The organism is Skermanella mucosa, from assembly GCF_016765655.2.
Classification (GTDB): domain Bacteria; phylum Pseudomonadota; class Alphaproteobacteria; order Azospirillales; family Azospirillaceae; genus Skermanella; species Skermanella mucosa.
In genome coordinates this window covers 2796246-2821638 of record NZ_CP086106.1, presented here as the reverse complement: position 1 = coordinate 2821638, position 25393 = coordinate 2796246, and the positions used below count along the sequence as shown (strand labels likewise).

29 protein-coding genes are annotated in these 25393 nt (G+C 65.7%); 7 read left to right on the top strand and 22 right to left on the bottom strand.

Annotation, left to right across the window (positions count from 1 at the left end; all coding sequences use genetic code 11):
- The first annotated feature begins 29 nt into the window (after nucleotides 1-29).
- A complete protein-coding gene (locus JL100_RS12870; protein ID WP_202679478.1) occupies nucleotides 30-1754 on the top strand; it encodes a methyl-accepting chemotaxis protein in 1725 nt (574 codons plus the stop codon).
- A gap of 188 nt (nucleotides 1755-1942) precedes the next feature.
- Entirely contained in the window at nucleotides 1943-2557 is a 615-nt protein-coding gene (gene rpsD, locus JL100_RS12865; RefSeq protein ID WP_158045417.1) for a 30S ribosomal protein S4, read from the top strand.
- Between the two features lie 81 nt (nucleotides 2558-2638).
- Here the strand turns inward: rpsD and rarD are convergent, their stop codons facing one another.
- The 16 genes from rarD to JL100_RS12785 all read right to left on the bottom strand — a co-directional run bounded on the left by rarD (nucleotide 2639) and on the right by JL100_RS12785 (nucleotide 17354).
- Nucleotides 2639-3544 carry an EamA family transporter RarD gene (gene rarD, locus JL100_RS12860; protein ID WP_228421228.1) on the bottom strand — a complete coding sequence of 302 codons (906 nt, stop codon included), beginning with the start codon at nucleotides 3542-3544 and terminating at the stop codon, nucleotides 2639-2641.
- Nucleotides 3545-3671: 127 nt separating this feature from the next.
- Nucleotides 3672-5039, bottom strand: a complete 1368-nt coding sequence (locus tag JL100_RS12855) for a methyl-accepting chemotaxis protein (RefSeq protein ID WP_202679480.1) — start codon at nucleotides 5037-5039, stop codon at nucleotides 3672-3674.
- A 185-nt stretch (nucleotides 5040-5224) separates the two neighbouring features.
- A complete protein-coding gene (grxD, locus tag JL100_RS12850) occupies nucleotides 5225-5563 on the bottom strand; it encodes a Grx4 family monothiol glutaredoxin (RefSeq protein WP_202679481.1) in 339 nt (112 codons plus the stop codon).
- 79 nt (nucleotides 5564-5642) lie between these two features.
- Nucleotides 5643-5882, bottom strand: a complete 240-nt coding sequence (locus JL100_RS12845; RefSeq protein ID WP_202679482.1) for a BolA/IbaG family iron-sulfur metabolism protein — start codon at nucleotides 5880-5882, stop codon at nucleotides 5643-5645.
- A gap of 28 nt (nucleotides 5883-5910) precedes the next feature.
- Entirely contained in the window at nucleotides 5911-8127 is a 2217-nt protein-coding gene (purL, locus tag JL100_RS12840; protein ID WP_202679483.1) for a phosphoribosylformylglycinamidine synthase subunit PurL, read from the bottom strand.
- Nucleotides 8124-8813: a phosphoribosylformylglycinamidine synthase subunit PurQ gene (purQ, locus tag JL100_RS12835; protein ID WP_202679484.1), complete on the bottom strand. Its 690-nt coding sequence runs from the start codon at nucleotides 8811-8813 to the stop codon at nucleotides 8124-8126. Before purQ ends, purL begins: the two co-directional genes overlap by 4 nt.
- Before the next feature lie 134 nt (nucleotides 8814-8947).
- The gene (locus JL100_RS12830; protein WP_202679485.1) at nucleotides 8948-9127 is read right to left on the bottom strand and encodes a hypothetical protein; all 180 of its coding nucleotides are present in this window, start codon (nucleotides 9125-9127) and stop codon (nucleotides 8948-8950) included.
- Between the two features lie 19 nt (nucleotides 9128-9146).
- Nucleotides 9147-10487, bottom strand: a complete 1341-nt coding sequence (locus JL100_RS12825) for an amidase (RefSeq protein ID WP_202679486.1) — start codon at nucleotides 10485-10487, stop codon at nucleotides 9147-9149.
- 4 nt (nucleotides 10488-10491) lie between these two features.
- Nucleotides 10492-11847 (bottom strand): TRAP transporter large permease, encoded by a 1356-nt coding sequence (locus JL100_RS12820; protein ID WP_202679487.1) that lies wholly within the window; start codon nucleotides 11845-11847, stop codon nucleotides 10492-10494.
- Nucleotides 11848-11850: 3 nt separating this feature from the next.
- The gene (locus JL100_RS12815) at nucleotides 11851-12492 is read right to left on the bottom strand and encodes a TRAP transporter small permease subunit (RefSeq protein ID WP_202679488.1); all 642 of its coding nucleotides are present in this window, start codon (nucleotides 12490-12492) and stop codon (nucleotides 11851-11853) included.
- Between the two features lie 82 nt (nucleotides 12493-12574).
- Nucleotides 12575-13708 carry a TRAP transporter substrate-binding protein gene (locus JL100_RS12810; RefSeq protein WP_202679489.1) on the bottom strand — a complete coding sequence of 378 codons (1134 nt, stop codon included), beginning with the start codon at nucleotides 13706-13708 and terminating at the stop codon, nucleotides 12575-12577.
- Between the two features lie 358 nt (nucleotides 13709-14066).
- Nucleotides 14067-14699: a YceI family protein gene (locus tag JL100_RS12805; protein ID WP_202679490.1), complete on the bottom strand. Its 633-nt coding sequence runs from the start codon at nucleotides 14697-14699 to the stop codon at nucleotides 14067-14069.
- Nucleotides 14700-14740: 41 nt separating this feature from the next.
- Nucleotides 14741-15364, bottom strand: coding sequence for a DNA-3-methyladenine glycosylase family protein (locus JL100_RS12800; RefSeq protein ID WP_228421227.1), 624 nt, complete (start codon nucleotides 15362-15364; stop codon nucleotides 14741-14743).
- A 44-nt stretch (nucleotides 15365-15408) separates the two neighbouring features.
- Nucleotides 15409-15651 carry a phosphoribosylformylglycinamidine synthase subunit PurS gene (gene purS, locus JL100_RS12795; protein WP_201080229.1) on the bottom strand — a complete coding sequence of 81 codons (243 nt, stop codon included), beginning with the start codon at nucleotides 15649-15651 and terminating at the stop codon, nucleotides 15409-15411.
- A gap of 31 nt (nucleotides 15652-15682) precedes the next feature.
- The gene (gene purC / locus JL100_RS12790) at nucleotides 15683-16447 is read right to left on the bottom strand and encodes a phosphoribosylaminoimidazolesuccinocarboxamide synthase (protein ID WP_158045432.1); all 765 of its coding nucleotides are present in this window, start codon (nucleotides 16445-16447) and stop codon (nucleotides 15683-15685) included.
- A gap of 151 nt (nucleotides 16448-16598) precedes the next feature.
- The gene (locus JL100_RS12785) at nucleotides 16599-17354 is read right to left on the bottom strand and encodes an NRDE family protein (protein WP_202679492.1); all 756 of its coding nucleotides are present in this window, start codon (nucleotides 17352-17354) and stop codon (nucleotides 16599-16601) included.
- Nucleotides 17355-17462: 108 nt separating this feature from the next.
- On the opposite strand from JL100_RS12785, the gene JL100_RS12780 reads away from it, so the two are divergent.
- The gene (locus JL100_RS12780) at nucleotides 17463-17783 is read left to right on the top strand and encodes a DUF1476 domain-containing protein (RefSeq protein ID WP_202679493.1); all 321 of its coding nucleotides are present in this window, start codon (nucleotides 17463-17465) and stop codon (nucleotides 17781-17783) included.
- A 78-nt stretch (nucleotides 17784-17861) separates the two neighbouring features.
- On the opposite strand, the gene purB is transcribed toward JL100_RS12780, so the two are convergent.
- Nucleotides 17862-19157 (bottom strand): adenylosuccinate lyase, encoded by a 1296-nt coding sequence (purB, locus tag JL100_RS12775; RefSeq protein WP_202679494.1) that lies wholly within the window; start codon nucleotides 19155-19157, stop codon nucleotides 17862-17864.
- A gap of 165 nt (nucleotides 19158-19322) precedes the next feature.
- On the opposite strand from purB, the gene JL100_RS12770 reads away from it, so the two are divergent.
- The gene (locus tag JL100_RS12770; RefSeq protein WP_202679495.1) at nucleotides 19323-19487 is read left to right on the top strand and encodes a CsbD family protein; all 165 of its coding nucleotides are present in this window, start codon (nucleotides 19323-19325) and stop codon (nucleotides 19485-19487) included.
- A gap of 24 nt (nucleotides 19488-19511) precedes the next feature.
- Here JL100_RS12770 and JL100_RS12765 read toward each other — a convergent pair whose 3' ends face one another.
- The gene (locus JL100_RS12765; protein WP_202679496.1) at nucleotides 19512-20702 is read right to left on the bottom strand and encodes a hybrid sensor histidine kinase/response regulator; all 1191 of its coding nucleotides are present in this window, start codon (nucleotides 20700-20702) and stop codon (nucleotides 19512-19514) included.
- Nucleotides 20703-20849: 147 nt separating this feature from the next.
- On the opposite strand from JL100_RS12765, the gene JL100_RS12760 reads away from it, so the two are divergent.
- Entirely contained in the window at nucleotides 20850-21578 is a 729-nt protein-coding gene (locus tag JL100_RS12760) for an aldolase (protein ID WP_202679497.1), read from the top strand.
- Between the two features lie 4 nt (nucleotides 21579-21582).
- Here the strand turns inward: JL100_RS12760 and radC are convergent, their stop codons facing one another.
- The 3 genes from radC to sfsA form a co-directional block, all read right to left on the bottom strand.
- The gene (gene radC, locus JL100_RS12755; RefSeq protein ID WP_228421226.1) at nucleotides 21583-22320 is read right to left on the bottom strand and encodes a RadC family protein; all 738 of its coding nucleotides are present in this window, start codon (nucleotides 22318-22320) and stop codon (nucleotides 21583-21585) included.
- Between the two features lie 65 nt (nucleotides 22321-22385).
- On the bottom strand, nucleotides 22386-23216 hold the full coding sequence (gene map, locus JL100_RS12750) for a type I methionyl aminopeptidase (protein ID WP_202679499.1): 831 nt from the start codon (nucleotides 23214-23216) through the stop codon (nucleotides 22386-22388).
- Nucleotides 23217-23233: 17 nt separating this feature from the next.
- Nucleotides 23234-23956, bottom strand: coding sequence for a DNA/RNA nuclease SfsA (gene sfsA, locus JL100_RS12745; RefSeq protein ID WP_202679870.1), 723 nt, complete (start codon nucleotides 23954-23956; stop codon nucleotides 23234-23236).
- Nucleotides 23957-24169: 213 nt separating this feature from the next.
- Between sfsA and JL100_RS12740 the strand changes: the two genes are divergently transcribed.
- Complete coding sequence (locus tag JL100_RS12740) at nucleotides 24170-24379, top strand: hypothetical protein (RefSeq protein WP_202679500.1); 210 nt, start codon at nucleotides 24170-24172, stop codon at nucleotides 24377-24379.
- A 76-nt stretch (nucleotides 24380-24455) separates the two neighbouring features.
- Entirely contained in the window at nucleotides 24456-24875 is a 420-nt protein-coding gene (locus JL100_RS12735) for a rhodanese-like domain-containing protein (protein ID WP_202679501.1), read from the top strand.
- A gap of 18 nt (nucleotides 24876-24893) precedes the next feature.
- On the opposite strand, the gene JL100_RS12730 is transcribed toward JL100_RS12735, so the two are convergent.
- Complete coding sequence (locus tag JL100_RS12730) at nucleotides 24894-25391, bottom strand: GFA family protein (protein WP_202679502.1); 498 nt, start codon at nucleotides 25389-25391, stop codon at nucleotides 24894-24896.
- Nucleotides 25392-25393: the final 2 nt, after the last annotated feature.

Below are 25393 nucleotides of genomic sequence, written 5' to 3'. Positions count from 1 at the left end.
CTTCGGAAACCCTGTCCGGAGAAGCCATCATGGCGAAGCGCCCGACTCTGTCCAACCTGCCGTTCTTCTTCAAGTTCGCCCTCGCGCCGGGTCTGGCGGTCTGCCTGATGATGGTCGTCGCCACGGTGGGCTACACGGGGTTGGGCAGGCTCGTCGGAGACCTCCGGACCATGGTCGAGGCGAACCTGCGGGGCGGCATCGACCTTGCGACGGTCAGCGGACGGATCGACAGGGTGAACGGCCATCTCTACCAGACCGTCGTCGCAAAAGCCGCCCAGGGCAACGATGCGCACGTGCCGGAGCGGCTGACGGCGATCCGCGGCGAACTGGATTCGATCATCCGGGATCTCGGCACCTGGCGCGACCGATACGCCCAGCCGCAGGAACTCGGCAAGCTGGACGAGGCGATCGAGGGGCTCGGCACGTACCGCGAGATGATCGACGTCGTCGAGTCGATGCTGGAGTTCGATTTCCGGGGGGTGGTCAAGCTGATCGGGCCGCTGGAGGAGAACTATAAGAAGCTCAATGCGCTGATCGCCGGCATCATCGATTCCGGAGTCGAGAACGCCCGGGGGCAGGCCGACCAGTCCGCTACCGCGGCCGACCTGATGAGGCTGGTGTTCCTGGGGTCGACACTGCTCGCCGCCGTGGTGGTTGCCGGGTTCTCCTGGGGCATCGGCCGGTCGACCACCGGCTCCATCGAGCGGATCGCCGCCGTGACCCGGAAGCTCGCCGACGGAGAGCGTGACGTCGATATCGCCGCGCTTGCCCGGAGCGACGAACTGGGTGCCATCGTGGAGTCGCTGGCGGTGTTCAGGGACAATGGCATAAAGCTGGATCAGTCCTGGGAAGCGCAGAAGCACGAGCACGAGCAGCGCGAGCGACGCGCCCAGGCCATGGAACAGCTCGTCCTGTCGCTCGACGGAGAGATTTCCCGGACCCTGAACCAGGTATCGGCCGCGACCGTCACCCTTGAGAAAGCGGCGGAGTCTCTCTCGGCCGTCGCGCAGCAGACGGAGCACCAGGCCGACTCGGTCGCCGGCGCCGCGGCCCAGGCTTCCGCCAACGTCGATACCGTGGCGGCCACGGCGGAACGCCTGTCGCTGGCCATCGTCGAGATCGACCGCCAGGTGGGCGAGTCCACGCGGGTCTCCGGCCAGGCCGTCACGTCGGCGCAGCGGGCCAACGATCTGGTCACCGGCATGGATGAAACGACCCGGAAGATCGGCGAGGTGGTCAAGCTGATCACCAGCATCGCGGCCAAGACGAACCTGCTGGCCCTGAACGCCACGATCGAGGCGGCACGGGCAGGGGAAGCCGGGAAGGGTTTCGCGGTGGTCGCCCACGAGGTCAAGGATCTGGCGAACCAGACGGCCCACGCCACTGGCGAGATCACGGCCCAGATCGCCGCCGTGCAGGACGCGACCCGCCTGGGGGCGGAGGCGATTCGCGAGATCACGTCGATCATCGGCCGGATGAACGAGATCGGCGGCATCATCGCCGGCGCGGTCCGGGACCAGAGCGGCGCCACCCACGAGATCGTCGACAGCGCGCTGCAGGCGGCCGACGGAACCCGTACGGTGTCCCGCAGCATCGAAGGCGTCCGGGACGGTGCCGGAGAAACCGGCAAGGCCGCGGAGGACGTCAACGGCGCGGTAGGCACGCTGTCCAGCCAGGCGAGCGACCTGCGCACCATGATCGACCGCTTTCTGGCCGATATCCGCTCGGTCAATGCGTCGCGGACCAGGGTATGACGCCGCGCAGTGGCTTTTTAGGCGACATCCGTTTGACTTTCGGCTTCCGGTTTGTATAGTGCGGCGCTTCCTCCCAAGAAGGCGGGCGTGCATGCGGTAACGCCCCGTCCGCGGTCGATCAGGTCCTACGGGATCCACTGACCGGCAGGAACTATTGGGACAACAAACAGCGTCGAAAGCGATAGCGTATGAGCAAGCGTCAAGAGTCCAAGTACAAGATCGACCGCCGTCTGGGCGTAAACCTCTGGGGTCGCCCGAAGAGCCCGATCAACCGCCGTGAATACGGTCCCGGCCAGCACGGCCAGCGTCGCAAGAAGCCGTCCGACTTCGGCCTGCAGCTGATGGCCAAGCAGAAGCTGAAGGGCTATTACGCCAACATCGGCGAGAAGCAGTTCCGCCGTCTCTATGCCGAGGCCGTCCGCCGTCGTGGCGACACCGGCGAGAACCTGATCCAGCTGCTGGAGCGCCGGCTCGACGCCGTCGTCTACCGCATGAAGTTCGTCCCGACCCCGTTCGCCGCGCGCCAGTTCGTGAACCATGGCCATGTCCGCGTCAACGGCAAGCGCGTCAACATTCCGTCCTACCAGGTCAAGGACGGCGACGTGATCGAGGTCAAGCAGAAGTCGAAGCAGATGGCGCTGGTCATGGAAGCGATCGCTTCCGGTGAGCGCGACATCCCCGACTATCTGGACGTCGACACCTCGGCCCTGAAGGGCACCTTCGTGCGCGCCCCGGCCTTCGCCGACGTGCCGTACCCGGTCCAGATGGAACCGAACCTGGTGGTCGAGTACTACAGCCGCTGATCCTGGCGGTTTGAAGAACAAGAGGGGCGCCGGCTCGAACCGGCGCCCCTTTTTTCATGCCCGCCCCGAAGGGACGAAAGCCTACCTGCGCGCCCGGTGCAACAGAAAGGCATCGGTGCTGTAGATCGCCAGCGCCAGCCAGATCAGCCCGAAAGCGATGGCATGGGCGGGAGTGAAGGCTTCGCCGAACAGAAGCACGCCGACCGCCAGCTGGAGCGTCGGCGAGATGTACTGCATCAGCCCCATGGTCGACAGTTTCAGGCGTTGGGCGCCGAAGTTGAAGAAGATCAGCGGCAGTGCCGTGACCACGCCGGAGACGGCCAGCAGCGCCGCCAGTCCGGGATCGTCCAAGGTGAAGACACCCGTGCCCGCGGCGCCGATCCAGATCAGATAGATCGCCGCGAAGGGCGTCAGCATCGCCGTCTCGATCAGCAACCCGACGAGCGGATCGATGGCCGCCTTCTTCCGGATCAGGGCATAGAAGCCGAAGGTGGTCGCCAAGGTCAGCGAAACCCAGGGCAGTTCGCCCAGGCTGATCACGAGGCTGGTGACGCCGATCGCCGCCAGCGCTACAGAAAGCGTCTGCTTGATGTTCAGGCGCTCGCCGAGGAACAGCACCCCGAGCACGACATTGACCAGCGGGTTGATGTAATAGCCCAGGCTGGTCTGGACGATATGGTCGCTGTTGACCGCCCAGATGAACAGCAGCCAGTTCGTCGTTACGAGGCAGGTGGTCAGGGCGAAGACACCGACGCGCCGGGCGCTGGACAGGGCGGTTACGACGTCGCGCGGGTCGCGCATCACCAGCACCAGGACGATCATCAGCAGCAGCGACCAGAGCACCCGGTGCGACAGGATCTCTACCGGAGTGGCCGGCTGGAGCGCCTTGAAGAAGATCGGGGCGACACCCCAGACCAGGAAGGCGCCGAGCGCGTACAGGACGCCGGAAACGGCGGGATCGACGGGAGCGCGCGCGTCACGGGCCACGCGAGGGCTTCCGGGATTGGTGAGGGGCGAATCGGACATGATCGCTGCTTAACACGGCAGCGGACCAACCGGTGCATCGGACGTCCTGCACCGCAGGCATGACTGACCTGCGACGTGTCTGGACAGGTCAGGCGCTGCGCAATTTCTGCAGGAAGCTGTCCACGGTCGAGCGGAGGTCCCTGGCCTTGTCGTTCACCGAACGGGCCGACGACATGACCTGGTCGGCCGTCCGCCCGGAGTTCTCGGTGGCGGAGGCGACCCGCTCGATGTCGCTGTAGACCCGCCGCGTCCCGTCGGAGGCGGTGTCCACATTGTGGGCGATCGTTCTCGCCGCGGTGCTCTGGCGCTCGACGGCCGACGCGATGTCGGTGACGATGCCGCCGATCTGCTCGATGGTCTGCGCGACGCTGGTCATGGTCGCGACCGCCCTTCCGGTAACCTCCTGGATCTGATGGATCTTCTGGGTCACTTCCTCGGTCGCGCGTCCGGCCTGTCCGGCCAGGTTCTTCACCTCGCTCGCGACGACGGCAAAACCCTTGCCCGCCATGCCTGCCCGGGCGGATTCGATGGTGGCGTTGAGCGCGAGCAGGTTGGTCTGGGCCGCGATCTCGCCGATCATGCCGACCACCTGCCCGATCTCCCGGACGGTATCGTTCAGCCCCGTCACCACCTCGTTCGTCGCGGCAACCTGGTCCATTCCGGTGCGGGCGATGCTGGTCGCCTTACCGGTCTGCCGCTCGATGTCGGCGATGCTGTCCGACAGTGCGTTCGCGGCGGAGGCCAGGCTCTCGACGCTGGCGGATGAGGTCTTCGAGGTCGAGGCGATGGCTGACGAACGCTGGCGTGCGTCATCGCAGGAATGCAGCATAAGCTGCGCGTTGGACTGGAGCGCGGTGGCCGCTCCGGACAGTGTCTCGACGACCTGACCGATGCTCTCGTCCAGACGGCCGGCGAGATCGCCCAGCACGCGCCTGCGCTCCGCCTCCGACTGCTGCTTGAGGGCGGCCTGTTCGGCCTCCAGTCGAAGCTTTTCGACGGTGTTCTGCTTGAGGACCAGAACGGCGCGCGCCATGACCCCGATCTCGTCCTGCTGCGCAGCATAGGGGATCGAGACGGTCGATTGTCCGCCGGCAAGCTGGTCGATGGCGCCGGTCAGCCGCACCAGCGGATTGACGACCCGGCTGCGCGTGAACCACAGGAAGAACAGGCCGACCGATATCAGGGTGCTGATGGTCGCGACGCTGCCCCAGGTCACCAGGAAGGACATCAGGGAGACGGTGGAGGTCAGGCTCTCGGCACCCGGGAGGCGGGCTTCGGCCACGAGCGCCGTCCAGTCCTGCGAGAATCGGCGAAGCCCCATGAGGACGAGCACCGACATGGAGGCGCCGATGACGCCGATCCCGAGCAGGGCGTAAGCGACGGCCGATCCCACGAACCGCAGCGTCAGGTGTCGAGCGAAGCCGCTGGTGACTGCCGTAGTCGAACCGCGTGCCATGACCAAGTCCTTTTCCCTTTACTTCTTCTTCGGCCAGGACTTTCGCGTGCTAAGCATTACCGACCGCTTAACGAAGACATATGCCAAAAGGCGGGATCGGGTGCTTGAGTGACTTGGATACGGACACGAAAAAGGGCTCCGCAAGCGGAGCCCTTTCCCGGAAGTTTCCAACTGAGCGGGAGCGGTCAGGCCTTAATCTGGACGTCCACGCCCTTGGAGCTCAGCATCTCCGTCAGTTCGCCGGTCTGGTACATCTCGCGGACGATGTCGCAGCCACCGACGAACTCGCCCTTGACGTAGAGCTGCGGGATGGTCGGCCAGCTGCTGAAGGTCTTGATGCCCTCGCGCAGGCTCGGGTCGACCAGCACGTCGATGCCCTTGAACTTGACGCCCAAATGGGTCAGCACCTGGACCACGGCGGACGAGAAACCGCACTGCGGGAAGACCGGGGTGCCCTTCATGTAGAGGACGACGTCGTTGCTCTCGATGTCGCTCTTGATCCGCTCTGCTACGGAATTATCCATCTCTCGATATCCTCGTGAATTCGATCGTTTGGGGCGGCCGGCAGTGGGAACCGGCATTGGGAACCGGCGGTGGGGGCGATCACGCGTCCTTGGGAACGCTGGTCTGCAGGGCGAGGGCGTGGAGTTCCCCGCCCATGCGGCCCTGCAGGGCGTCGTAAACCATCTTGTGCTGTTGAACGCGCGTCTTGCCCTTGAAAGCGGCGGCTTCGACATAGGCGGCGTAATGATCGCCATCGCCACGCAGATCCTCGATGCGAACCTCGGCATCGGGGATGCCTTCCCTGATCAAGCTCTCGATGAGAGCCGCGTCCATCGCCATTTTCAGCCTTCCCGCTCAGCTTGTGGGTTTAATCCGCACCGCCTGCCATGATCGACGGCAGCCAGGCTTCATGTGCCGTTCTAAGGCCATCTACCGATATGGCGTCACCCGCACCGAGTGTCAACGTGGCGCCGCCGGTCAAGCCGAGACGCCGCACCGGCACGCCGGCCGCGTTCGCGCGCGCCGTCACCGCGTCGGCATCGGCCGTGCTGACGACATAACGGCCTTGATCCTCGCCGAACAGGAAGCCGGCGGCATCCGCACCGTCCGGCAGGTCGATCGCGGCGCCGATCCGGCCGGCCATAGCCATTTCCGCGAGCGCCACCAGCAAGCCGCCATCCGAGACGTCGTGGCAGGCGGTGACTGCCCGGTCGCGGATCAGGTCGCGGACGAAGTCGCCGTTGCGGCGTTCGGCGGCGAGGTCCACCGGCGGCGGCGAGCCTTCCTCCCGGCCGTGGATCTCCCGCAGATACAGCGACTGCCCGACATGGCCCGCCGTCTCGCCGACCAGGAGGATCGCCTGGTCCGGCGCCTTGAACGCAAGTGAGACGGCCAGCGACGCGTCGGGCAGGATGCCGACGCCGCCGATCGCCGGGGTCGGCAGGATCGCCTCGCCGTTGGTCTCGTTATAGAGGCTGACATTGCCCGACACGACCGGGAACTCCAACGCCGCGCAGGCCTCCGCCATGCCCTGGATGCACCCGGCGAACTGGCCCATGATCCGCGGCTTCTGCGGATTGCCGAAGTTCATGTTGTCGGTGATCGCCAGCGGCTTGGCGCCGACCGCGGTCAGGTTGCGCCACGCCTCGGCCACCGCCTGGGCGCCGCCGCGGACCGGGTCGGCGAAGCAATAGCGCGGCGTGCAGTCGGTCGTGATGGCCAGCGCCTTGTTCGTCCCGTGGACCCGGACCACCGCGGCGTCGCCGCCCGAGGCCGCGACCGTGTCGGCTCCGACCTGGCTGTCGTACTGCTCCCAGATCCAGCGGCGCGACGCCAGGTCGGGGCTGCCGACCAGCCGGTGCAGGATCTCGGTCGCGGGGGCGGGCAGGGGGACGTCGCCGGCGTCGATGTCGGCCTGCGGCGGGGTCGGCTCCCACGGGCGTTCGTACACCGGTGCCCGATCGACCAGAGGCCCCACTTCGAGGTCGCAATAGGTCTCGCCATGCATTTTCAGGACAAGGCGGCCGCTGTCCGTGACCCGCCCGATCACCGCGAAGTCCAGCTCCCACTTGTCGAAGATCGCCTTCGCCAGATCCTCGCGGCCCGGCTTCAGGACGATCAGCATGCGCTCCTGGCTCTCGGACAGCATGATCTCGTACGGGGTCATGCCGGTCTCGCGCTGCGGGACCGTGTCCAGGTCAAGCTCGATGCCGAGGCCGCCCTTGTCGGCCATCTCGACCGAGGAGGAGGTCAGGCCGGCGGCGCCCATGTCCTGGATCGCCACGATGGCGTCGGTCGCCATCAGTTCCAGGCAGGCTTCGATCAGCAGCTTTTCGGTGAAGGGGTCGCCGACCTGCACGGTCGGACGCTTCTCCTCGCTGTCCTCGGTGAATTCGGCCGAGGCCATGGTGGCGCCGTGGATGCCGTCGCGGCCGGTCTTGGACCCGACATAGACGACGGGATTGCCCACGCCGGCCGCGGCCGAGTAGAAGATCCGATCGGTCTCGGCCAATCCCACGGTCATCGCGTTGACCAAGATGTTGCCGTTGTAGGACGGGTGGAAATTGGTCTCGCCGCCGACCGTCGGCACGCCGACGCAGTTGCCGTAGCCGCCAATGCCGGCGACCACGCCCGAGATCAGGTGACGGGTCTTCGGGTGGTCGGGGCTGCCGAAGCGCAACGCGTTCATGTTCGCGATCGGCCGCGCGCCCATGGTGAAGACGTCGCGCAGGATGCCGCCGACGCCGGTCGCGGCCCCCTGGTAGGGCTCGATGAAAGAGGGGTGGTTGTGGCTCTCCATCTTGAAGATGGCGGCCTGCCCGTCGCCGATATCGATCACCCCGGCATTCTCGCCCGGTCCGCAGATGACGTGCGGCGCCTTGGTCGGAAGCTTCTTCAGCCAGACCCTCGACGACTTGTAGGAGCAATGCTCCGACCACATGACGGAGAAGATGCCCAATTCCGTGAAGGAGGGCGTGCGACCGACGATGTCCAGCATCCGCTGGTATTCTTCAGGGGAAAGACCATGCTCCGCAGCCAGTTCGGCGGTGACGGCAGGTTCCTTGCGAGGTGAGTTCGCGGTCACGACAGGGCCTCCACCAGACCATCGAACAGGGGCTTGCCGTCGGTATTGCCGTGCAGCGGCTCGTAGGCCCGCTCGGGGTGCGGCATCATGCCCAGCACGGTACGGGTCTCGTTGAACAGGCCGGCGATCGCGTTGGCCGAGCCGTTAGGGTTGCCCGACGCATCGATCACGCCGCCGGGGCTGACGTACCGGAAGGCCACCATGCCGGCATCCTCAATCTGCGCGAGCGTGTCGGCGTCGGCGAAATAGTTGCCGTCGTGATGGGCGACCGGAAACCGGACGACCTGCCCCTTGGAAAAGGCGGAGGTGAAGGCGCTGTCGGTGTTCTCGACCCGCAGGTCCACGGTCCGGCAGATGAACTTCAGCCCGGCGTTCCGCATCAGCGCGCCGGGCAGGAGGCCGGCTTCGGTCAGGATCTGGAATCCGTTGCAGATCCCCAGCACACGGACGCCGGCCCTGGCGCGGGCCACGACCTCGCGCATCACCGGGGACCTGGCTGCCATCGCGCCGCTGCGCAGATAGTCGCCGTAGGAGAATCCGCCCGGAACGGCGATCAGATCGACCGGGGGAAGGTCGCTGTCGCGGTGCCAGACCATGGCGGGCTTTGTGCCCGTGGCGTGCTCCAAAGCGACGCTGACGTCGCGATCGCAGTTGGAGCCGGGGAATACAATGACGGCGGCCTTCATGAGGCGCTTCAGCAACTTCCTTGGAGATGATGCCCCAGCGGCAATTGCGGCAGACACTAAAGAGCCGGCCCCGCCATTGCAAGCCCGCGGACGCGGGGCAGCCCTGCCGAAGGGTGCCGCCGCTCAGTCCGGGGTCACCCCTGGCCGTACCGCTTCTTCATGATCTCCTGGGCGAAATCGAATGCAGCCATCGCCACGCAGGCGACGAAGATGATGATCAGCACCGGCTCCGTCACGTAGGCCGCGATGATCCCGAGGAACCCGGCGAAGCCCGCCAGCCCCAGGATTGCGAGAACGATGTCGATGATCCTCATGATCCGATCCTCAAATGGGTTATGCCGTGGCGAACCTGCGCATCAGCCAGCTTGCGGTCCGAAGCAGCCGGGCGTCGCCGCCGCGCCGACCGACCAGTTGGACGCCGACCGGCATTCCGTTCTCCCCCTGGAGAAGGGGCAGGGTGATCGCCGGGACGCCGCAATAGGTCCAGATGGTGCAGAAAACCGGGTCGCCCGTTGTTTCGAGCCCGGCCGGAGCCTCGCCGATGGCGGCCGGCGTGACGATGGCGTCGTACCGGTCAAAGATACGGTCCAGCGCGCTGTTCAGGACTTCCGTCCAGTCCTGGGCCAGCGAATAATCGACCGCCCGCAGCGTGCCCCCTTCGTCGATCATGCCGCGGAGCAGGGGACTGAGCTGGTCGCGCCCCCGCTCGGCATAGCGGGCGAAGTTGCGGGCGATGTCGGCCAGCATGATCGTCCGATGCAGGCCGTGCGCCCGGTCGAACGGCTCCGGCAGGTCGATCTGGTCGATCCCATCGCCCAGTTCGTCGCAAAGTTCGCCGAATGCCTCGCGGGTGGCCGGCTCGGCGCGGTCCCAGACGGGCGACGGCACGAAGGCCAGCACGGGCGTCAGGGGAGGAGTTGCATTCGCCCCGTCCAGGAGTTGCGGCCGGGCCGTCGGCCGCATGGCGGCATCCGCCTCGTCGTAGACCGCGAGCACGTCGGCCAGCAGGGCCGCGTCCTCGACGGAGCGGGCGAAGACGCCGACGCTGTCGAGCGTCGGCGACTGGGTCAGCACGCCGCGCCTGGATATGGTGCCGCGGCTCGGCTTGTAGCCGACGACGCCGCAGAACGACGCCGGCCGGATCACCGATCCGTTGGTCTGCGTTCCCACGGCCAGCGGCACCATCGACGCCGCGACCGCCGCCGCCGACCCGGAGGACGAGCCGCCCGGCGTCCGTCCGGAATCGTGCGGGTTTCGGGTCTCGCAAGGGTTCATCACGGCCAGTTCGGTCGTGGCCGTCTTGCCCATGACGATGGCGCCGGCTTCGCGAAGCCGCGCGACGAGGAAAGCGTCGGTCTGCGGCCTTCTGCCGGCATCCAGCGGCGTGCCGTTGCAGGTCGGCATGTCGCGCGTGTCGATGATGTCCTTCACGCCGACCGGGATGCCGTGGAGCGGGCCGGTCGGACGCCCGGACGAACGAAGGCTGTCGAGCATCCGGGCCTGGAGCAGGACATGGTCGGGGTCGAGGAAGGTCCAGGCGCGGACCTCCTCCTCCCGGGCGGATATGGCTTCCAGATGGGCTTCGGCGACCTCGACGGCCCGAACCTCGCCCCGGTCGAGCCGGCGGCGGAGGTCGGCGGCGGAAAGGCGCGTCAGTTCCGGGTTCTCAGTCATGCTATTACTGACCATAGACCAGGTTCGGCAGGAAATAGGCGATCTGCGGGAACATGTAGAGGATGATCATGGACAGGAACACCAGGAAGAGGAACGGCATGCATCCCTTGAAGATCTGCACGAGCTGGACATGGGGCGGTGCTATGCCCTTCAGATAGTATGCCGACATCGCCATGGGCGGCGTCAGGAACGAGGTCTGGAGGTTCAGCGCGATCAGGATGCCGAAGAACAGAGGGTCGATCCCGAAGTGCGGCAGCAGCGGCAGGAATATCGGCACGAAGATGATGATGATCTCCGACCATTCCAGCGGCCAGCCGAGCAGGAAGATGATCAGCTGCGCCAGCAGCAGGAACTGCAGCGGCGTCAGGTCCAGGCCGGTGACGAACTCGGTGATGACCCCTTCGCCGCCGAGATAGGAGAAGACGGAGGAAAAGGTCCAGGAACCGACGAACAGCCAGCACACCATCGCCGAGGTGCGGACCGTGAGATAGACCGACTGCCTCAAACGCTCCCAGGTCAGAGACCCATAGGCGGCCGCAAGGACGAGGCCGCCCAGCGCGCCGATGGCCGCCGCTTCGGACGGTGTCGCCAGCCCGAACAGAATGGCTCCCAGCACCGACAGGATCAGCACCGCCAGGGGCAGGAACGACGTCGCCAGCATGAACATCAGTTTGCCGATCGGCACGTCGCCGATGTCCTCGTCCCGCGGCTTGGGTGCGATGCTCGGTTGAAGGACGGCGCGGATGACGACATAGACGAGGTACAGCCCCGCCAGCATCAGGCCGGGCAACAGCGCGCCGGCGTACAGCCTGACGATCGAGACGCCCGACGTAGCCGCATAGACGATCAGCATGATCGACGGCGGGATCAGGATGCCGAGCGTGCCGCCCGCGCAGATCACGCCCGATGCGAAACTGGTGTCGTAGCGAGCCTTGAGCATGGCCGGGAACGCCAGCAGGCCCATCAGCGTCACGACCGCGCCGACGATCCCCGTGGCGGTCGCGAACAGCGCGCAGGTGATCAATGCCGCCACGGCCATCGAGCCCGGGACCCGGCGCGCCGCGATGTAGATCGTCTGGAACAGACGGTCGACGATGTTGGCTCGTTCGACCACGTATCCCATGAACAGGAACAGCGGCACGGCGGTCAGCACGTCGTTGGCCATGACCGAATAGGTCTGGTTGACGAACAGGTCGAAGATGCGGTTGTCGAAGATCGTCCGCATCCGCTCGGCGTCGAAATAGGCGTAGTAGCCGAACCCGACACCCATGGCCATGAGCGTAAAGGCGATCGGGAAGCCGAGGAGGATGACGAAAAGGAACGAGCCCAGCATCAGCAGGGCTACTTGTGGGTCGGACATGGATCAGCCCCGCCTGTCGCCGTTGTTCTTGTGATGCATGGGGGTGACGATATCCACCGCCTCGGATGCATGGGGAAGGCTGCCGGTGGCGAGTGACTTCGCCAAGGTAGTTTCGGTTTCCTCGATGTCGTCGCGGGCCCGCATCCATTCACCGGTGCGTATGCAGATGATGCAACGGAATACCTGGGCTATCCCCTGGATCAGGAGAAGAACGCCGGCAGCAATGATGATCGACTTGAACTGAAAGATCGGAATACCCGCCGGGCTCATCACGCTGACCTCGGCATAGCGCCACGACCGCGAGGCGTATTTCCAACCCGCCAGGATCAGCGCGAGGATTCCCGGAAAGAAGAAGAGGAAATAAAGTACCAGTTCGACCTTCGCCTGGGTGCGGGGTTGCCACAGCCGGTAGACGAAGTCGCCCCGCACGTGCCCGTCGCGGGACAGCGTGTAGGCGCCACCCATCATGAACAGCGCGCCGTACATCATGTAGGTAATGTCGAACGCCCATGTGGTGGGATTGTCAAGGAAGTAACGGACGAAGACTTCGTAGCTTACGCCGAACGTCATGACGACGATCGCCCAGGCGAACGCCTTGCCGATCCATGCCGACAAGCGATCGGCGAACTCGATATACCGGATCATGGAATACTCCCAAGCCTCAAGGTCAGCAAAGCGCCGGCGCGGTCCTGGACCGCGCCGGCGTCAAAACCCGGGGCCTTGCCGCTCAGAGGGCCATCTTGCTCGGGAAGTAATGGTTGAAGGCCAGCTTGTAGTCGGGGTCGTTCATCAGCTGATAGAACACGGTGCGTTCGGTCCAGGCACGCTGGCTGTCCATGACGCGCTTCATGAAGGCGTCGCCTTCCAGCTGCGGGATGAGCTTGTCCCAAGCCTCCAGCTGCTTGGCGAGGACGTCGGACGGGGTGCGGACTACCTTGACGCCCGACTCCTTCTGCAGCTTCTGCAGGTCGGCGGAGTACTGGTCCAGGGCGAGGGCGGTGTTGGCCGTGCTCGCGGACTCGACCGCGTACCGAAGGATGGCCTGGAGGTCCTTGTCCAGCCGCTCGAAGCGGTCCTTGTTGAAGATGAACTCGAACGACTCGCTGGCCTGATGGTACGACGACAGCAGGTAGTTCTTGGCCACGTCCTGGGCGCCGAACCGCATGTCGGAGGTCGGATTGTTGAACTCGAACGCGTCGATGACGCCGCGCTCCATCGCCGGGACGATCTCGCCGCCGGGGAGCTGGGTCACCCGCATGCCCATCGCCTGCATCAGGTCGGCGGCCAGGCCGACCGTCCGGTACTTCAGGCCATTGACGTCACCGGCTCCGGTGATCTCCTTCTTGAACCAGCCGAGCGGCTGGGCCGGCATCGGAAAGCCGAAGAAACCCACGACGTTGAGCCCGAGGATGTCCTGGGTCAGTTCCCGGTAGAACTCCTGCCCGCCGCCCTTGTGGATCCAGGCCAGCAGGTTGGAGGCACTGCCGCCCCAGACGGGACCGGTGCCGAACAGGGACGCGGCCTTGTGCTTGCCGTACCAATAGACGGGGACGGTATGTGCCGCGTCGATGATGCCGTCGTGGCAGGCATCCTGGACCTGGAAGGCGCCGACCACGGCGCCGGCGGGCAGCAGGTCGATCTTGAGACGTCCGCCGGACATGGCCTCGACGCGTTCGACATACTGCTTCGCCATGTCCTGGAAGATGTCCGAGGACGGCCAGGAGGTCTGCATCTTGAGTACGACCGGGGACTGGGCCGTCACGACGGCGGGAGCGGCAAGCGCTCCGGCGGCGGCACCCGCACCGATGGCGCCGGTGCGCAGAAACTTGCGGCGCGAAACCGTGTTCTCTTCGGTTTTCATGTTCATCCTCCCTACATCAAGTTTCTGTCTGACTGATTATTCTTGTGCTGCATAAGCGAAGAACCCGCCCAGCGGTACCGCCGATACTGGACTATGGCAGCCAGAGCGGGATTCACCCTTGGTCGTTAGCATAAACGAAGGTCTGGGAGCGTCAACAGGTATCGCATCTACACATCCAAAACTGGCACGCCCACGCAATACTTAAGATAACATTAACTTCTGTGATTGAATTACACGCGACGGTGCCGCCTGCTCATTCGCGCCGAGCCTGCCGTTCAAGATCGTTCCGATGCGTTGGGCCGCGGCCCAACGCATCGACCCGACGCTTCCGGCCGGGTCAAGCCGATCGGGTGCCGCTCTAGTTCTGCCGGATGCCCTCGAATTCTATGATCAACTGCACGTCGTCACCGACCCAGCCGTTGTCCGTCCCGTACACCATGCCCCATTCGCTCCGTCGAATGGTGCCGCGGGCGGATACCCCGGCAACGTAGTTCGGTCTGCCGAACAGACCTCCTCCGAAGGGATACTCACCGACCTTGTTCAGGACGACATCGAAGGTTACCGGCCGGGTCACTCCGCGCAGGGTGAGGTCCCCGGTCATCTTGCCGGCACGCTCCCCGGTCTTCTGCGCCGACGTCATGATGAAGGTCATCTCCGGGTGCCGGTCGGCCCAGAAGAAGTCTTCCTTGCGCAGATGTTCGTCGCGCTTGTCATGATTGGTGAAGACGCTCGCGGTCTTGACCGTCACCTTGACGTCCGAGATGGCCTGGGTCTCCTCGTCGAAGCGGAAGGTCCCGGCGACGTCCCTGAACATGCCGAGCACGTCGGCATAGCCGATGTGGGAGACGAGGAAGCCGAACGAGGCGTGCTCCGGATCGATCCGGTAGTCGCGCGGGGCGGCGCCGGCCGGGAGCGCCAGGGTGATGGAAGCCGAAAGCGCTATGGCGCCGATTGCCCAGCGTCGGATGTTCCGGGTGGTGGAGCCGATCATCTTGTTCCTCCCTGGCTATTGTCCCGCGCAGACACCCGCTGCTATTTAGGAGAAATGCGGTCGGGTGCCAGTGCCGCTGAACCGCGCGCGAGACGCCGGCGCCCAGGCGCCTCCGCGAGATAGTAATGCCATACCAGGCGGGCGGCGGTGCTGCGGTAGGGGCGCCAGGGATCGCCGAGCGCCACCAATTCGTCGCGCGGCGGGCGAGCATCGCGGCCGAGCAGCCATTGCAGTCCCACGGCGACGGCAAGGTCGTCCACCGGCCAGATATCGGGCCGGCACAGCACGAGCAGCAGGTAGATCTCGGCGCTCCAGCGGCCGATGCCTTTCACCCGGACCAGCGCCTCCAGCGCTGCGTCGTCGGGCATCCGGTCGACCGCATCCATGTCGAGCCGGCCGGAGGCCACCTCGTCGGCCAAGCCGCGGGCATAGATCATCTTCTGGCGGCTGAAGCCGCAGGCCTTCAGGGTGTCGTCAGGCAGCGCCAGCACAGCGTCGGGCGTCAGCGGGCCGGCTGCGGCGCACAGCTTGCGCCACATGGCCTCGGCCGCCAGGGTCGAGACCTGCTGCTCCAGGATGATGCGCAGCAACCCTGGAAAGCCGGCGGGAGTCCGGGGGACGGGTTCGGCCAGCGGTCCACCGGCCTCCAGACACCGGTGGAACAAAGGGTCCCGGGAGAGCAGGGACCCTACCGCGGCCTCGTGGGAGGTCAACCGACGAGGTCGATGCGGTAATCCTCGATCACGGTGTTCGCCAGAAGCTTCTGGCACATGGCCTCGACCGCCTTTCGGGCGGCTTCCGGGTCGGTCTCCGCCAGATCCAGCTCGATGAACTTGCCCTGCCGGACCTCGTCCACACCATCGAAGCCCAGGGACTGCAACGCATGGCCGATCGCCTTGCCCTGGGGGTCGAGAACGCCACGCTTCAGGGTGACGTGAACATTTGCCTTCATGATCGATCTGCCTTCGAGAACGCGTGAGCCGCTACTGCATCAGCTTCGGTGTGTTGAAATCGCCCGGTCCGCCCTCCGGCAGGATGCCCAGCCGGCGCGCCACTTCCTGGTACGCCTCCTCGACCCGGCCAAGGTCTTCGCGGAAGCGATCCTTGTCCAGCTTCATGTTGGTCTTGACGTCCCACAGCCGGCAATTGTCGGGGCTGATCTCGTCGGCCAGCACGATCCGCATCTCGTCGTTTTCCCAAAGGCGCCCGAACTCGACCTTGAAGTCGACCAGCTTCAGGCCGATGCCCAGGAACAGGCCGGAGAGATAATCGTTGATCCGCAGGGACAGCGCCATCATGTCGTCCAGGTCCTGGGGCGTCGCCCAGCCGAACGCGGTGATATGCTCTTCCGACACCATGGGATCGTTCAGTTCGTCCGACTTGTAATAATACTCCATGATCGAGCGTGGGAGCTGAGTGCCTTCCGGAATTCCGAAACGCTTGGACAGGGAGCCCGCGGCGACGTTGCGGACCACCAGCTCGATCGGAATGATCTCGACCTCGCGGACCAGCTGCTCGCGCATGTTGAGGCGCCGCACGAAATGCGTGGGAACGCCGATCTCCCCCAGCTTGGTCATCAGGTATTCCGAGATCCGGTTGTTCAGGACCCCCTTGCCCGTGATGATGCCTCGCTTCTGGTTATTGAAGGCGGTCGCGTCGTCCTTGAAATACTGAACCAGAGTGCCAGGCTCCGGTCCCTCGAACAGAACCTTGGCCTTGCCCTCGTAGATCCGCCTGCGTCGCGTCATGATGGGCTTCCGGAAGTGGCAGGACCGGATTGTACGGACCGGTCCAGGTAATATGGTTGCTGATATAGCAAGCAACTACCTTTAGCACAATGGAGGCGGCGTGCGGAGCCTCCGCGTGCGGCTTGCACCGGCAACCGGTCGAAATGGATGGTCAGGAGAGATCGACCTCCTCCCAAGGGGTCTCGTCCGGTCGTCCCGGACAGAACCGGAAGACCGGCTTGATTTCCGGATGGTCGGCCGCCGGCAGCGCCAGCAGAGCGCTGCTGGTGGTCCCGAATCCGGTGGGGGTGACCACGCACATGGCGCCCCGCGGTCCCGCGTCGCCGTCCCAGATCCGGCTGCCCAGCAGTCCCTCCCACGCCTTCCAGTCGCCCTTCTCCGGGTCGGGAGCCGACGCATGGGTGAACAGGGGGCGGTAGAAGCGGATCCGGTGGCTCGAGTCGTCGTTGAGGTCGTTGGCGGTGACCATCGACACCCCCTCGGGAATCCGCTCGATCTCGATACGGGTGCCGTCAACTCGCCGGGTGAGCCAGAAGGCGTCCCGGTTGTCGGCGACGACCAGGTTGAACGGCCGGTAGGCCGCCGGATCGAGGTGGACCAGCGCTCCGGCGGCGTCGGCCGCGTCGGCGTGGTCGAGGGCATCGAGCACCAGCTCGCCACGGCTGCGCTTGCCCGGTTCGGGTCCCAGGGTTCCCATGCGGTTGAGCACCACCGCGACCACGCCGGTATCGTTCAGCGCAAGCCAGCTGCCACCGGCCAGCTCGTCGATGCCGCCCAGCACGTCGGGCCGGTCGGGCCAGTGGCGTGACGGCGGTTTCCAGGGGCGTCCTGCCATTTCGTCGCGGTTGCCGCCGATGATCAGCGGGAATGTCGCGCCCGGCTGGCGTAGAATGACGATAGAGCACATGGTCGTCCGTCCGCTTTGCCATTATGTAGGAGATGGAACAGCCACCGGCAGGGCAGTGAGCCAACCGATGCCAGTCACCTGGTGCCAGTCAACTGGGGAGAAGGTCGAATGACCACGTTTGAAGAGCGCGAAAGAGCATTCGAGAACAAGTTCAAGCATGACGAGGAGTTGCTGTTCAAGATCCAGGTTCGCCGGGCGAAGCTGCTGGGCCTGTGGGCGGCCGAGCAGATGAAGTTCGAGAAGCCGGAGGCCGACGCGTACGCCCGCGCCATCGTCGACGCCGATTTCGAGGAGGCCGGCTCCGCCGACATCGTCCGGCGGGTCTGCACCGACCTGGAACAGCACGGCATCGACATCAGCCGGCACCGGGTCGAGAAGGAAGCCGAACACCTGCTCCAGGTCGCGCGCCAACAGATCACTACCCAGTAAGGCGGTCCGGCAAGCCCGGTCTCCTCAGGGGCGGTATCCGCCGCCGCGAATAGCTCGGGCGGCGGCGGACGACGCCGATCACTCGCCGAACACGCGCTTGAAGATCGTGTTCACGTGCTTGGTGTGGTAGGCCATGTTGAACAGGGCGGCGAGCGCGTCGGCATCGATGTGTTGCGCGACCTCGGCGTCGCCCTGCAGGTTCTGCAGGAAACTGCCGCCGCTCTCCCACACCTTCATGGCGTTGCGCTGGACGGCTACATAGGCGCCCTCGCGGCTCATGCCTGCCTGGGTCAGGGCCAGCAACACCCGCTGCGAGAAGACGAGGCCGCCGAGGTCGTCCAGGTTCCGGCGCATCCGCTCCGGATAGACGACCAGCTTCTCCATCATGCCGATCGTGCGCCCCAGCGCGAAGTCCAGCGCGATGGTGGCGTCGGGCCCCATCACCCGCTCCACGGACGAATGGGAGATGTCGCGCTCGTGCCAGAGCGCCACGTTCTCCAGGGCCGGCGTTACGGCGGCGCGGACCAGCCGCGCCAGCCCGGTCAGGTTCTCCGACAGGACGGGGTTGCGCTTGTGCGGCATCGCCGAGGAACCCTTCTGGCCCGGCGAGAAATACTCCTCCGCCTCCCGCACCTCGGTGCGCTGGAGATGGCGGACTTCGACCGCGAGGTTCTCGATCGAGGAGGCGATCACCCCAAGAGTCGCGAAGAACATGGCGTGGCGGTCGCGCGGGATGACCTGGGTGGAGACCGGTTCGACCGCCAGCCCCATCTTGTCCGCCACGTACTTCTCGACGAAGGGGTCGATGTTCGCGAAGGTGCCCACCGCGCCGGAAATGGCGCAGGTCGCGATCTCCGCGCGGGCGGCGACCAGCCGTTCCCGGTTGCGCGCGAAAGCGGCGTAGTGTCCCGCCAGCTTCAGCCCGAATGTCGTCGGCTCGGCATGGATGCCGTGGCTCCGGCCGATGGTGGGCGTATCCTTGTGCTCGATCGCGCGGCGCTTCAAGGCAGACAGCAGGGCATCCAGGTCGGCCAGCAGCAGGTCGGAAGCCTGGGCCAGCTGGACCGCCAGGGTGGTGTCCAGCACATCGGAGGAAGTCATGCCCTGGTGCACGAAGCGGGCGTCCGGACCGACATACTCCGCGAGGTTCGTCAGGAAGGCGATGACGTCGTGCTTGGTTTCGCGCTCGATTTCGTCGATCCGGGCGATGTCGAACTTGCCCTTCTGCCACACGGCCTCGGCGGCGGAGCGGGGGATCACGCCCAGTTCGGCCTGGGCGTCACAGGCATGTGCTTCGATCTCGAACCAGATGCGGAACTTGTTCTCGGGCTCCCAGATACGGGCCATTTCCGGGCGGCTGTAGCGCGGAATCATCGTTCATCTCTCAGGGCAGCGGCAGGGCAGCGGGCGACGGGGCGACCATAGCGGGCGCGACGGGAATCCGCCATAGGGCGCAGTCCGAATCGATTCTCCTGCCATCGGCAACTAAAAGGTCAATCGCGGGTTTCGCCTTCATTCGACGAAACGAAGGAATGGACCATGAATCGGGACCAGATCGCCGGCGCGGCAAAAGACATCAAAGGCGACATCAAGAAGGAGATCGGGGATTTGACCGGCAACCAAGCCTTGAGGGATGAGGGAAGCCTAGATAAGGCCGAAGGCAAGATCCAGAAGGGCGCCGGAAATCTCAAGGACAAACTATAGGCGGCGCGATATGCAGGTCCGGCATCACTCCGGCGTCAGCCTGATGCGGTAGACGGCGCCTTCGCTCGTTCCTGCGATCTCCAGTTCCGAACCCATCATCTGGCTCAGGGCGGCGGCGATGGCGAGGCCGAGGCCGGTGCGCGCGTCCCGCGCCGCCGGCTGGACCCGTCTCACGTCGAAGGGCATCGCGAGTTCCCGCGGCTGCGCCAGGACGACCGGAGAGCCGCCGTCGGCGACCGACAGCCATCCCGGACCGCCGGATCCATCCCACGACACCTTCACGGCGCCCGATGGGGGCGTGCAGTCTATCGCTTCGGCCAGCACCCGCTGAAGCGACACGCCGAACCAGCTCTTGTCGGTGATCACGGCGGCCGGAGCCGATTCCAGGTCCACCGAGATGGTGACCTTGCGGGCTTCCGCGGTTCCGGCGACGGCGGCAATGGCTCCGTTGACGGCCCCCTTCAGCTCGACGCGCTGGCGCGACACCGTCAGGTCGCGCCGCTCTGCATCGGCGACCAGTTCGATCTCCTCCGCGGTCAGCTTGATCCGCTCGGCGATCCCGCTGACCGCCAGCCATTCCGGTGTTTCGCCGGCATTGGCCAGGCTGGTTTCCATGATGGTATCGGCCAGGGCGGCGAAACTGCGGGCGCCCCGGGAAGCCAGGTTGCGCATCAGGGTCGTCGACTCGTCGGCGGCGCTGACCTTCGCCGACAGGGCCGATTCGGCGGTGCGCAGGATCTCGACCATCTGCTCCAGCTTGGCTGTCCGCGCCCGCACCGCCTCGTCCAAACGGCGGTTCTCGTCGGCGATGCGGCGCGACATCATGCCCAGGATCGACATGTTCCGCGCCCGGCCGATGACCTCCATCCCGTCGAACGGCTTGGTCAGGAAATCGCTGGCCCCGGCGTCGATCGCCTTGAGCCGCACGGCCTGTTCCGTATGGGCGGTCAGCACGATCACGGGGATCATCACGTCGGGACTGATCGCGCGGATCCTGGCCAGCACGCCATAGCCGTCAAGGCCGGGCATCTCGATATCGAGCAGCACGAGGTGGGGAGCGATCCGCTGGAACATCTCGATCCCGACGAACGGATCGTTCGCCGAAAAACGCTGGCGGAATCCGTGCTTCTTCAGCATGCCCGACAACATCGCGATATTCATCTCCTGATCGTCTATGATCAGCACGCGGGCATCACGGAAATCCAATTCGCTCATGCAGGGGCCTTGTGGCTATGCCGAAAGGTGTATGGATAAGCCTTATAGCAGAGTTGGTCAGGGCGGGGTTTCTCTAATACTGCTGCCTGGGAGAATTGACCGCACCCCCGGAGGGGCGGCAGCACAACGGGGAGGGGAGAGACATCCATGGAGAGCGACGAAATCCAGCGCCTGCGCGTGGAACTGGCCGCAGCCTTCCGCTGGGCCGCGAGGCTCGGCTTCCATGAGGGCGTGTGCAACCATTTCAGCGTCGCGGTCAGCGACGCCGGGGACCGTTTCCTGGTCAACCCGCACGGCATGCATTTCTCGGAGATCCGGGCGTCCGACCTGCTTCTGGTCGAGCCGGACGGCTCGGTCGCGGGCGGCGGCGAGCCGCCCGAGCCGACCGCCTTCTTCATCCATTCCAGGCTGCACCGCGGCGTTCCGCAGGCCCGCTGCATCCTGCACACCCACATGCCCCATGCGACCGCGCTGACCTCGCTCGAAGGGGGACGGCTGGAGCCGGTGAACCAGAATGCCCTGCGCTTCTACGACCGTATCGCCTACGACGACGATTACAACGGGCTGGCACTGGACGAGGAGGAGGGCGACCGGATCTGCGGCGCGCTGGGCAACCGCCAGGTCATGTTCATGGCGAACCACGGGGTGACGGTGATCGGCCACAGCGTGGCCTTCGCCTTCGACACCATGTATTACCTGGAGCGGGCCTGCCGGAACCAGGTGCTCGCGATGTCGACCGGCCGGCCGCTGAAGCGGGTGCCCGACGACTTGGCGCGCAAGGTGGCGCTCCAGATCGCCGGCGAGGACAATTCCGACCGGCACTTCGCGGCGTTGCTGCGGATCCTCGACCGGGAGGAGCCGGACTACGCCTCCTGAAGGCTCAGAGCAGCCCCATCGCCTTGAAGCTGCTGTGCTTGCCCTTGCCGATCACGAGATGATCGTGGATCTGCATGCCGAGCGCCGCGGCAGCCCGGGCGATCTCCTTCGTCATCTCGATGTCGGCGCGGCTGGGCGTGGGGTCGCCGCTCGGGTGGTTGTGGACCAGGATGATTGCGGACGCGCCCAGTTCCAGCGCCCGCTTGACCACCTCGCGGGGATAGACCGGCGTATGGTCCACGGTGCCGCGCTGCTGCACTTCGTCGGCGATCAGCACGTTCTTGCGGTCCAGGAACAGCAGGCGGAACTGCTCCGTCGGCAGGTTCGCCATGGTCCCCTGGCAATAGTCGAGCAAGCGCTGCCACGTGCTGAGCACCGGCTTGTCCATGATCTCCTGCCGGGTCATGCGGAGCGCGGCCGCGCCGACCACCGTCAGCGCGGCGATGGTGCCGTCGGTCAGTTTGGGAAACTGGCGGCGCAGCGCCTCCGGCGGAGCGTTCAGCACCCCCCACAGGCCACCGAAGGCGCGCAAGAGGCTTTTGGCGAGCGGCTTGACGTCGCGACGGGGGAGCGCCGCGAACAGCAGCAGCTCCAGCAACTCGTAGTCCTGGAGCGCGTCGGCGCCCGCCGTCAGGAAACGGGTTCGCAGGCGATCGCGGTGGCCGAGATGGTCCGGCCCCGCGTCCTCCAGGGTACCGGCCGCCAGGGCGCCTTCTGTTCTGGCCGGTTCTGTGTCGGTCACGCGATCCTCGCGACAGTTCTGCATGCAGTGGAATGCAGGACTATAGACGTGTCGCGTGTCGGTTGTCAGCCGGTGATGTAGGGCGGCTTGGTGTACCCGGCGGGCGAGAGCGTAAAGATCTCGCAGCCGTCCTTGGTGACGCCGATGGAATGCTCGAACTGGGCCGACAGGCTCTTGTCCTTGGTGACCGCGGTCCAGCCGTCGGACAGGATCTTCACGTCGTAGCGGCCGGCGTTGATCATCGGCTCGATCGTAAAGAACATGCCCTCGCGCAGCACGGTACCGCGCCCGGGCTGCCCGAAATGCAGCACGGACGGCGCGTCGTGGAAAACGCGGCCCACGCCGTGGCCGCAGAAGTCGCGCACGATCGAGAACCGGTGGGACTCGGCGTACTTCTGGATCGCATATCCGATGTCGCCCAGGGTGGCGCCCGGCTTGACCGCCGCGATGCCGAGCATCAGCGAATCGTAGGTGACGTCCACCAGCTTGCGCGCCTTGACGCTGACGGCGTCGCCGGCCAGGAACATCCGGCTGGTGTCGCCGAACCAGCCGTCCAGGATGACGGTGATGTCGATGTTCAGGATGTCGCCGTCACGCAGCCGCTTGTCGCCGGGAATGCCGTGGCAGACCACGTGGTTGATCGAGATGCAGGTGGACTTGGGATACCCGCGGTAACCCAGCGGCGCCGGCACCGCGCCGTGGTCGCGGATGAAGGTCTCGCACAGGCCGTCGATCTCGCCCGTGGTGACGCCGGGGACCACATGGGGCGTGATGAAGTCCAGCGTCGCGGCGGCCAGCTGACCGGCCTTGCGCATGCCTGCGAAATCCTCGGGCCCATGCAGACGGATCCGGTTGGAGTCAAGGTCGTCGGTCTGGGCCGCTTCAGCTCTAGTCATTCTGGTCCCGTAGGGTTTCAAGCAAGTTCAAGATGCACCGGGAGAGGCCGCTCCAGCAGGATCGCCTCCGGCGAGACGGTGCATGAATAGCACAAGGTCTCGACACCGGCATTCCTCGCGTCGACCAGACCCCGATGGTAGGCCGGGTCGATGTCATGTGCGACTCGGAAGTGGTCGCAATCCGTGCGTTGCACAAGGTACAGCATGACCGATCTGCACCCCGAGGCAACCATGTCCGCAAGCTCGAGGAGGTGCTTGGCGCCCCGCGCCGTGACGCAGTCGGGGAATTCGGCGGCCGTTCCGCCGTACCGGTCCCGGCGGCGCAGATGGACGTTCTTGACCTCGACATAAGCGTTCGGGCGGCCGTCCGCCTCGAGCAGCAGGTCGATCCGGGAGTTGCGCCCGTACTTGACCTCGCGCCGCACCGTCGGGTAGCCGGCCAGTTCCGGGATCGCGCCGGCGCGGACGGCGGCAGCGGCGATCGCATTGGGATGGCCCGTGTTGACGCCGATCAGGTGGCCGTCGGATTCGACCAGTTCCAGGGTATAGGCCAGCTTCCGCGCCGGGTTGTCCGACCGGGACAGCCAGACCCGGGACCCTGGGGCGTTTAGGCCGAGCATGGCGCCCGAGTTCGGCACATGGGCGGTCACCACGGCGCCGTCCGACATGGCCACGTCCGCCAGGAAGCGCTTATAGCGCTGGACGAGCCGCCCCTCGGTCAGCGTGGCGGCGAAACGGATGCCGGGCGAGGGCGGGGATGGGGCTGGCGTCGCGGTCGGGGGCGTCATGGTCCTGACCTTCTAGCCGCCCGGGTCGGGGAACGGCAAGGAGAGGCGAGGCGCGGCATGTTCGTTTTCGCACATCCATGCCGTCCGGAAAGTTCGGAACGGAACGTAAACCTGATCCCGCTGTTAGACCGCTGCCGCGCTCGAAGCGGCTTCTCGGAGTTGAGTATGTCTACAGCACCCGCCTTCATCATAGAGACGGCCGGAAACGCCGTCGGAGTCGTCGTCCTCCAGGACGGCGGATATCGCTTCTTCGCGTCCGATGCCGCGGCACGGGCACTGGATGGCCGTATCTTCAAGAGTCCCGCCCAGGCCGAGCGCGAGGCGCGCCGCCTGGAGACGTCCCTGCGATCCGGCCGTGCCATGATGCGCCCTTGACCGCCCGCCCGAGCGTCCGGAGAGTGACGGGCCGGCGCGCCGGCCCGTCACGAACCTGAAGGGAGAGCTTGGAACAATGAGCGAAGACATTCCGAACGTGCAGCCGAAGGACGTATGGGAGGCACTGAAGACCGACCCCTCCGCCAAGTTGGTGGATGTCCGGACAACGCCCGAATGGTCGTTCGTCGGACAGCCGGACATGTCCTCGATCGGCAAGGCGCCGGTCAGGATCCAGTGGCAGGTGTATCCAGGAATGGAGGTGGAGGCTGACTTCATCCACAAACTGCGGGTGGAAGGAGTGGAGCCGGAGGACAAGGTCTATTTCCTCTGCCGTTCCGGCGTGCGCAGCACGGCCGCCGCGAAACTGGCCGCCCAACACGGTTACACCCAGGTCTTCAACATCGAAGACGGCTTCGAAGGGCCGAAGGATGAGCAGGGCCACCGGGGCACCGTCGCCGGCTGGAAGCGGTCCGGCCTGCCTTGGAGCCAGGGCTGACGCAGGGCTCCGGCCGCTTCACCGGTCGAGCAGGCCGTGGCGCCGATGCCAGTCCTCCAGCGACAGGTCGGGATACCGGGCGAAATGAACCTCGCCCGGTCCCGAGGGTACCGTCACCCACGGCGCCTTGAAATCCAGCATGATATGGACCCGCTCCGGCGGCACAGGCAGCGGGGTGTCGATCGCCGACGCGAAGGGGTGGACCAGGTCCGGCCAAGCCGGGTCCTCCGCCCACAGGGCGGACCCGCACTTGGCGCAGAAACGCCGGTGCGAGGTGCCAAGGCTGGTCTCGCCTGGGTGTTCGGGATCCTGCATCGGAGCCCGCCACGTCGCGATCTCCTCCTTGCCTTGAAGAACCACCAGGGTGTCGGCGTCGCCGCCGAGATTGATGGCGTAACCGCCGCCGCCGGCGCTTTTCCGGCAGATCGAGCAATAGCAGTACATGAAGGGGACAGGCGTAGGGGAGTTCAGGGAGAACTTGACCGCGCCGCAGCGGCATGAACCGTCTAGCTTCATGA

Coding starts and splice junctions, on each gene's coding strand:
- JL100_RS12820 (WP_202679487.1), bottom strand. CDS start 11,847: ATGTCCGACCCACAAGTAGCCCTGCTGATGCTGGGCTCGTTCCTTTTC.
- JL100_RS12735 (WP_202679501.1), top strand. CDS start 24,456: ATGAGCGAAGACATTCCGAACGTGCAGCCGAAGGACGTATGGGAGGCA.
- JL100_RS12765 (WP_202679496.1), bottom strand. CDS start 20,702: ATGAGCGAATTGGATTTCCGTGATGCCCGCGTGCTGATCATAGACGAT.
- purC (WP_158045432.1), bottom strand. CDS start 16,447: ATGACGCGACGCAGGCGGATCTACGAGGGCAAGGCCAAGGTTCTGTTC.
- JL100_RS12825 (WP_202679486.1), bottom strand. CDS start 10,487: ATGACTGAGAACCCGGAACTGACGCGCCTTTCCGCCGCCGACCTCCGC.
- rpsD (WP_158045417.1), top strand. CDS start 1,943: ATGAGCAAGCGTCAAGAGTCCAAGTACAAGATCGACCGCCGTCTGGGC.
- JL100_RS12855 (WP_202679480.1), bottom strand. CDS start 5,039: ATGGCACGCGGTTCGACTACGGCAGTCACCAGCGGCTTCGCTCGACAC.
- JL100_RS12730 (WP_202679502.1), bottom strand. CDS start 25,391: ATGAAGCTAGACGGTTCATGCCGCTGCGGCGCGGTCAAGTTCTCCCTG.
- JL100_RS12740 (WP_202679500.1), top strand. CDS start 24,170: ATGTCTACAGCACCCGCCTTCATCATAGAGACGGCCGGAAACGCCGTC.
- JL100_RS12845 (WP_202679482.1), bottom strand. CDS start 5,882: ATGGCGATGGACGCGGCTCTCATCGAGAGCTTGATCAGGGAAGGCATC.
- map (WP_202679499.1), bottom strand. CDS start 23,216: ATGACTAGAGCTGAAGCGGCCCAGACCGACGACCTTGACTCCAACCGG.
- JL100_RS12770 (WP_202679495.1), top strand. CDS start 19,323: ATGAATCGGGACCAGATCGCCGGCGCGGCAAAAGACATCAAAGGCGAC.
- purQ (WP_202679484.1), bottom strand. CDS start 8,813: ATGAAGGCCGCCGTCATTGTATTCCCCGGCTCCAACTGCGATCGCGAC.
- grxD (WP_202679481.1), bottom strand. CDS start 5,563: ATGGATAATTCCGTAGCAGAGCGGATCAAGAGCGACATCGAGAGCAAC.
- JL100_RS12785 (WP_202679492.1), bottom strand. CDS start 17,354: ATGTGCTCTATCGTCATTCTACGCCAGCCGGGCGCGACATTCCCGCTG.
- purB (WP_202679494.1), bottom strand. CDS start 19,157: ATGATTCCGCGCTACAGCCGCCCGGAAATGGCCCGTATCTGGGAGCCC.
- JL100_RS12805 (WP_202679490.1), bottom strand. CDS start 14,699: ATGATCGGCTCCACCACCCGGAACATCCGACGCTGGGCAATCGGCGCC.
- JL100_RS12760 (WP_202679497.1), top strand. CDS start 20,850: ATGGAGAGCGACGAAATCCAGCGCCTGCGCGTGGAACTGGCCGCAGCC.
- JL100_RS12870 (WP_202679478.1), top strand. CDS start 30: ATGGCGAAGCGCCCGACTCTGTCCAACCTGCCGTTCTTCTTCAAGTTC.
- JL100_RS12810 (WP_202679489.1), bottom strand. CDS start 13,708: ATGAAAACCGAAGAGAACACGGTTTCGCGCCGCAAGTTTCTGCGCACC.
- JL100_RS12830 (WP_202679485.1), bottom strand. CDS start 9,127: ATGAGGATCATCGACATCGTTCTCGCAATCCTGGGGCTGGCGGGCTTC.
- JL100_RS12780 (WP_202679493.1), top strand. CDS start 17,463: ATGACCACGTTTGAAGAGCGCGAAAGAGCATTCGAGAACAAGTTCAAG.
- JL100_RS12815 (WP_202679488.1), bottom strand. CDS start 12,492: ATGATCCGGTATATCGAGTTCGCCGATCGCTTGTCGGCATGGATCGGC.
- purS (WP_201080229.1), bottom strand. CDS start 15,651: ATGAAGGCAAATGTTCACGTCACCCTGAAGCGTGGCGTTCTCGACCCC.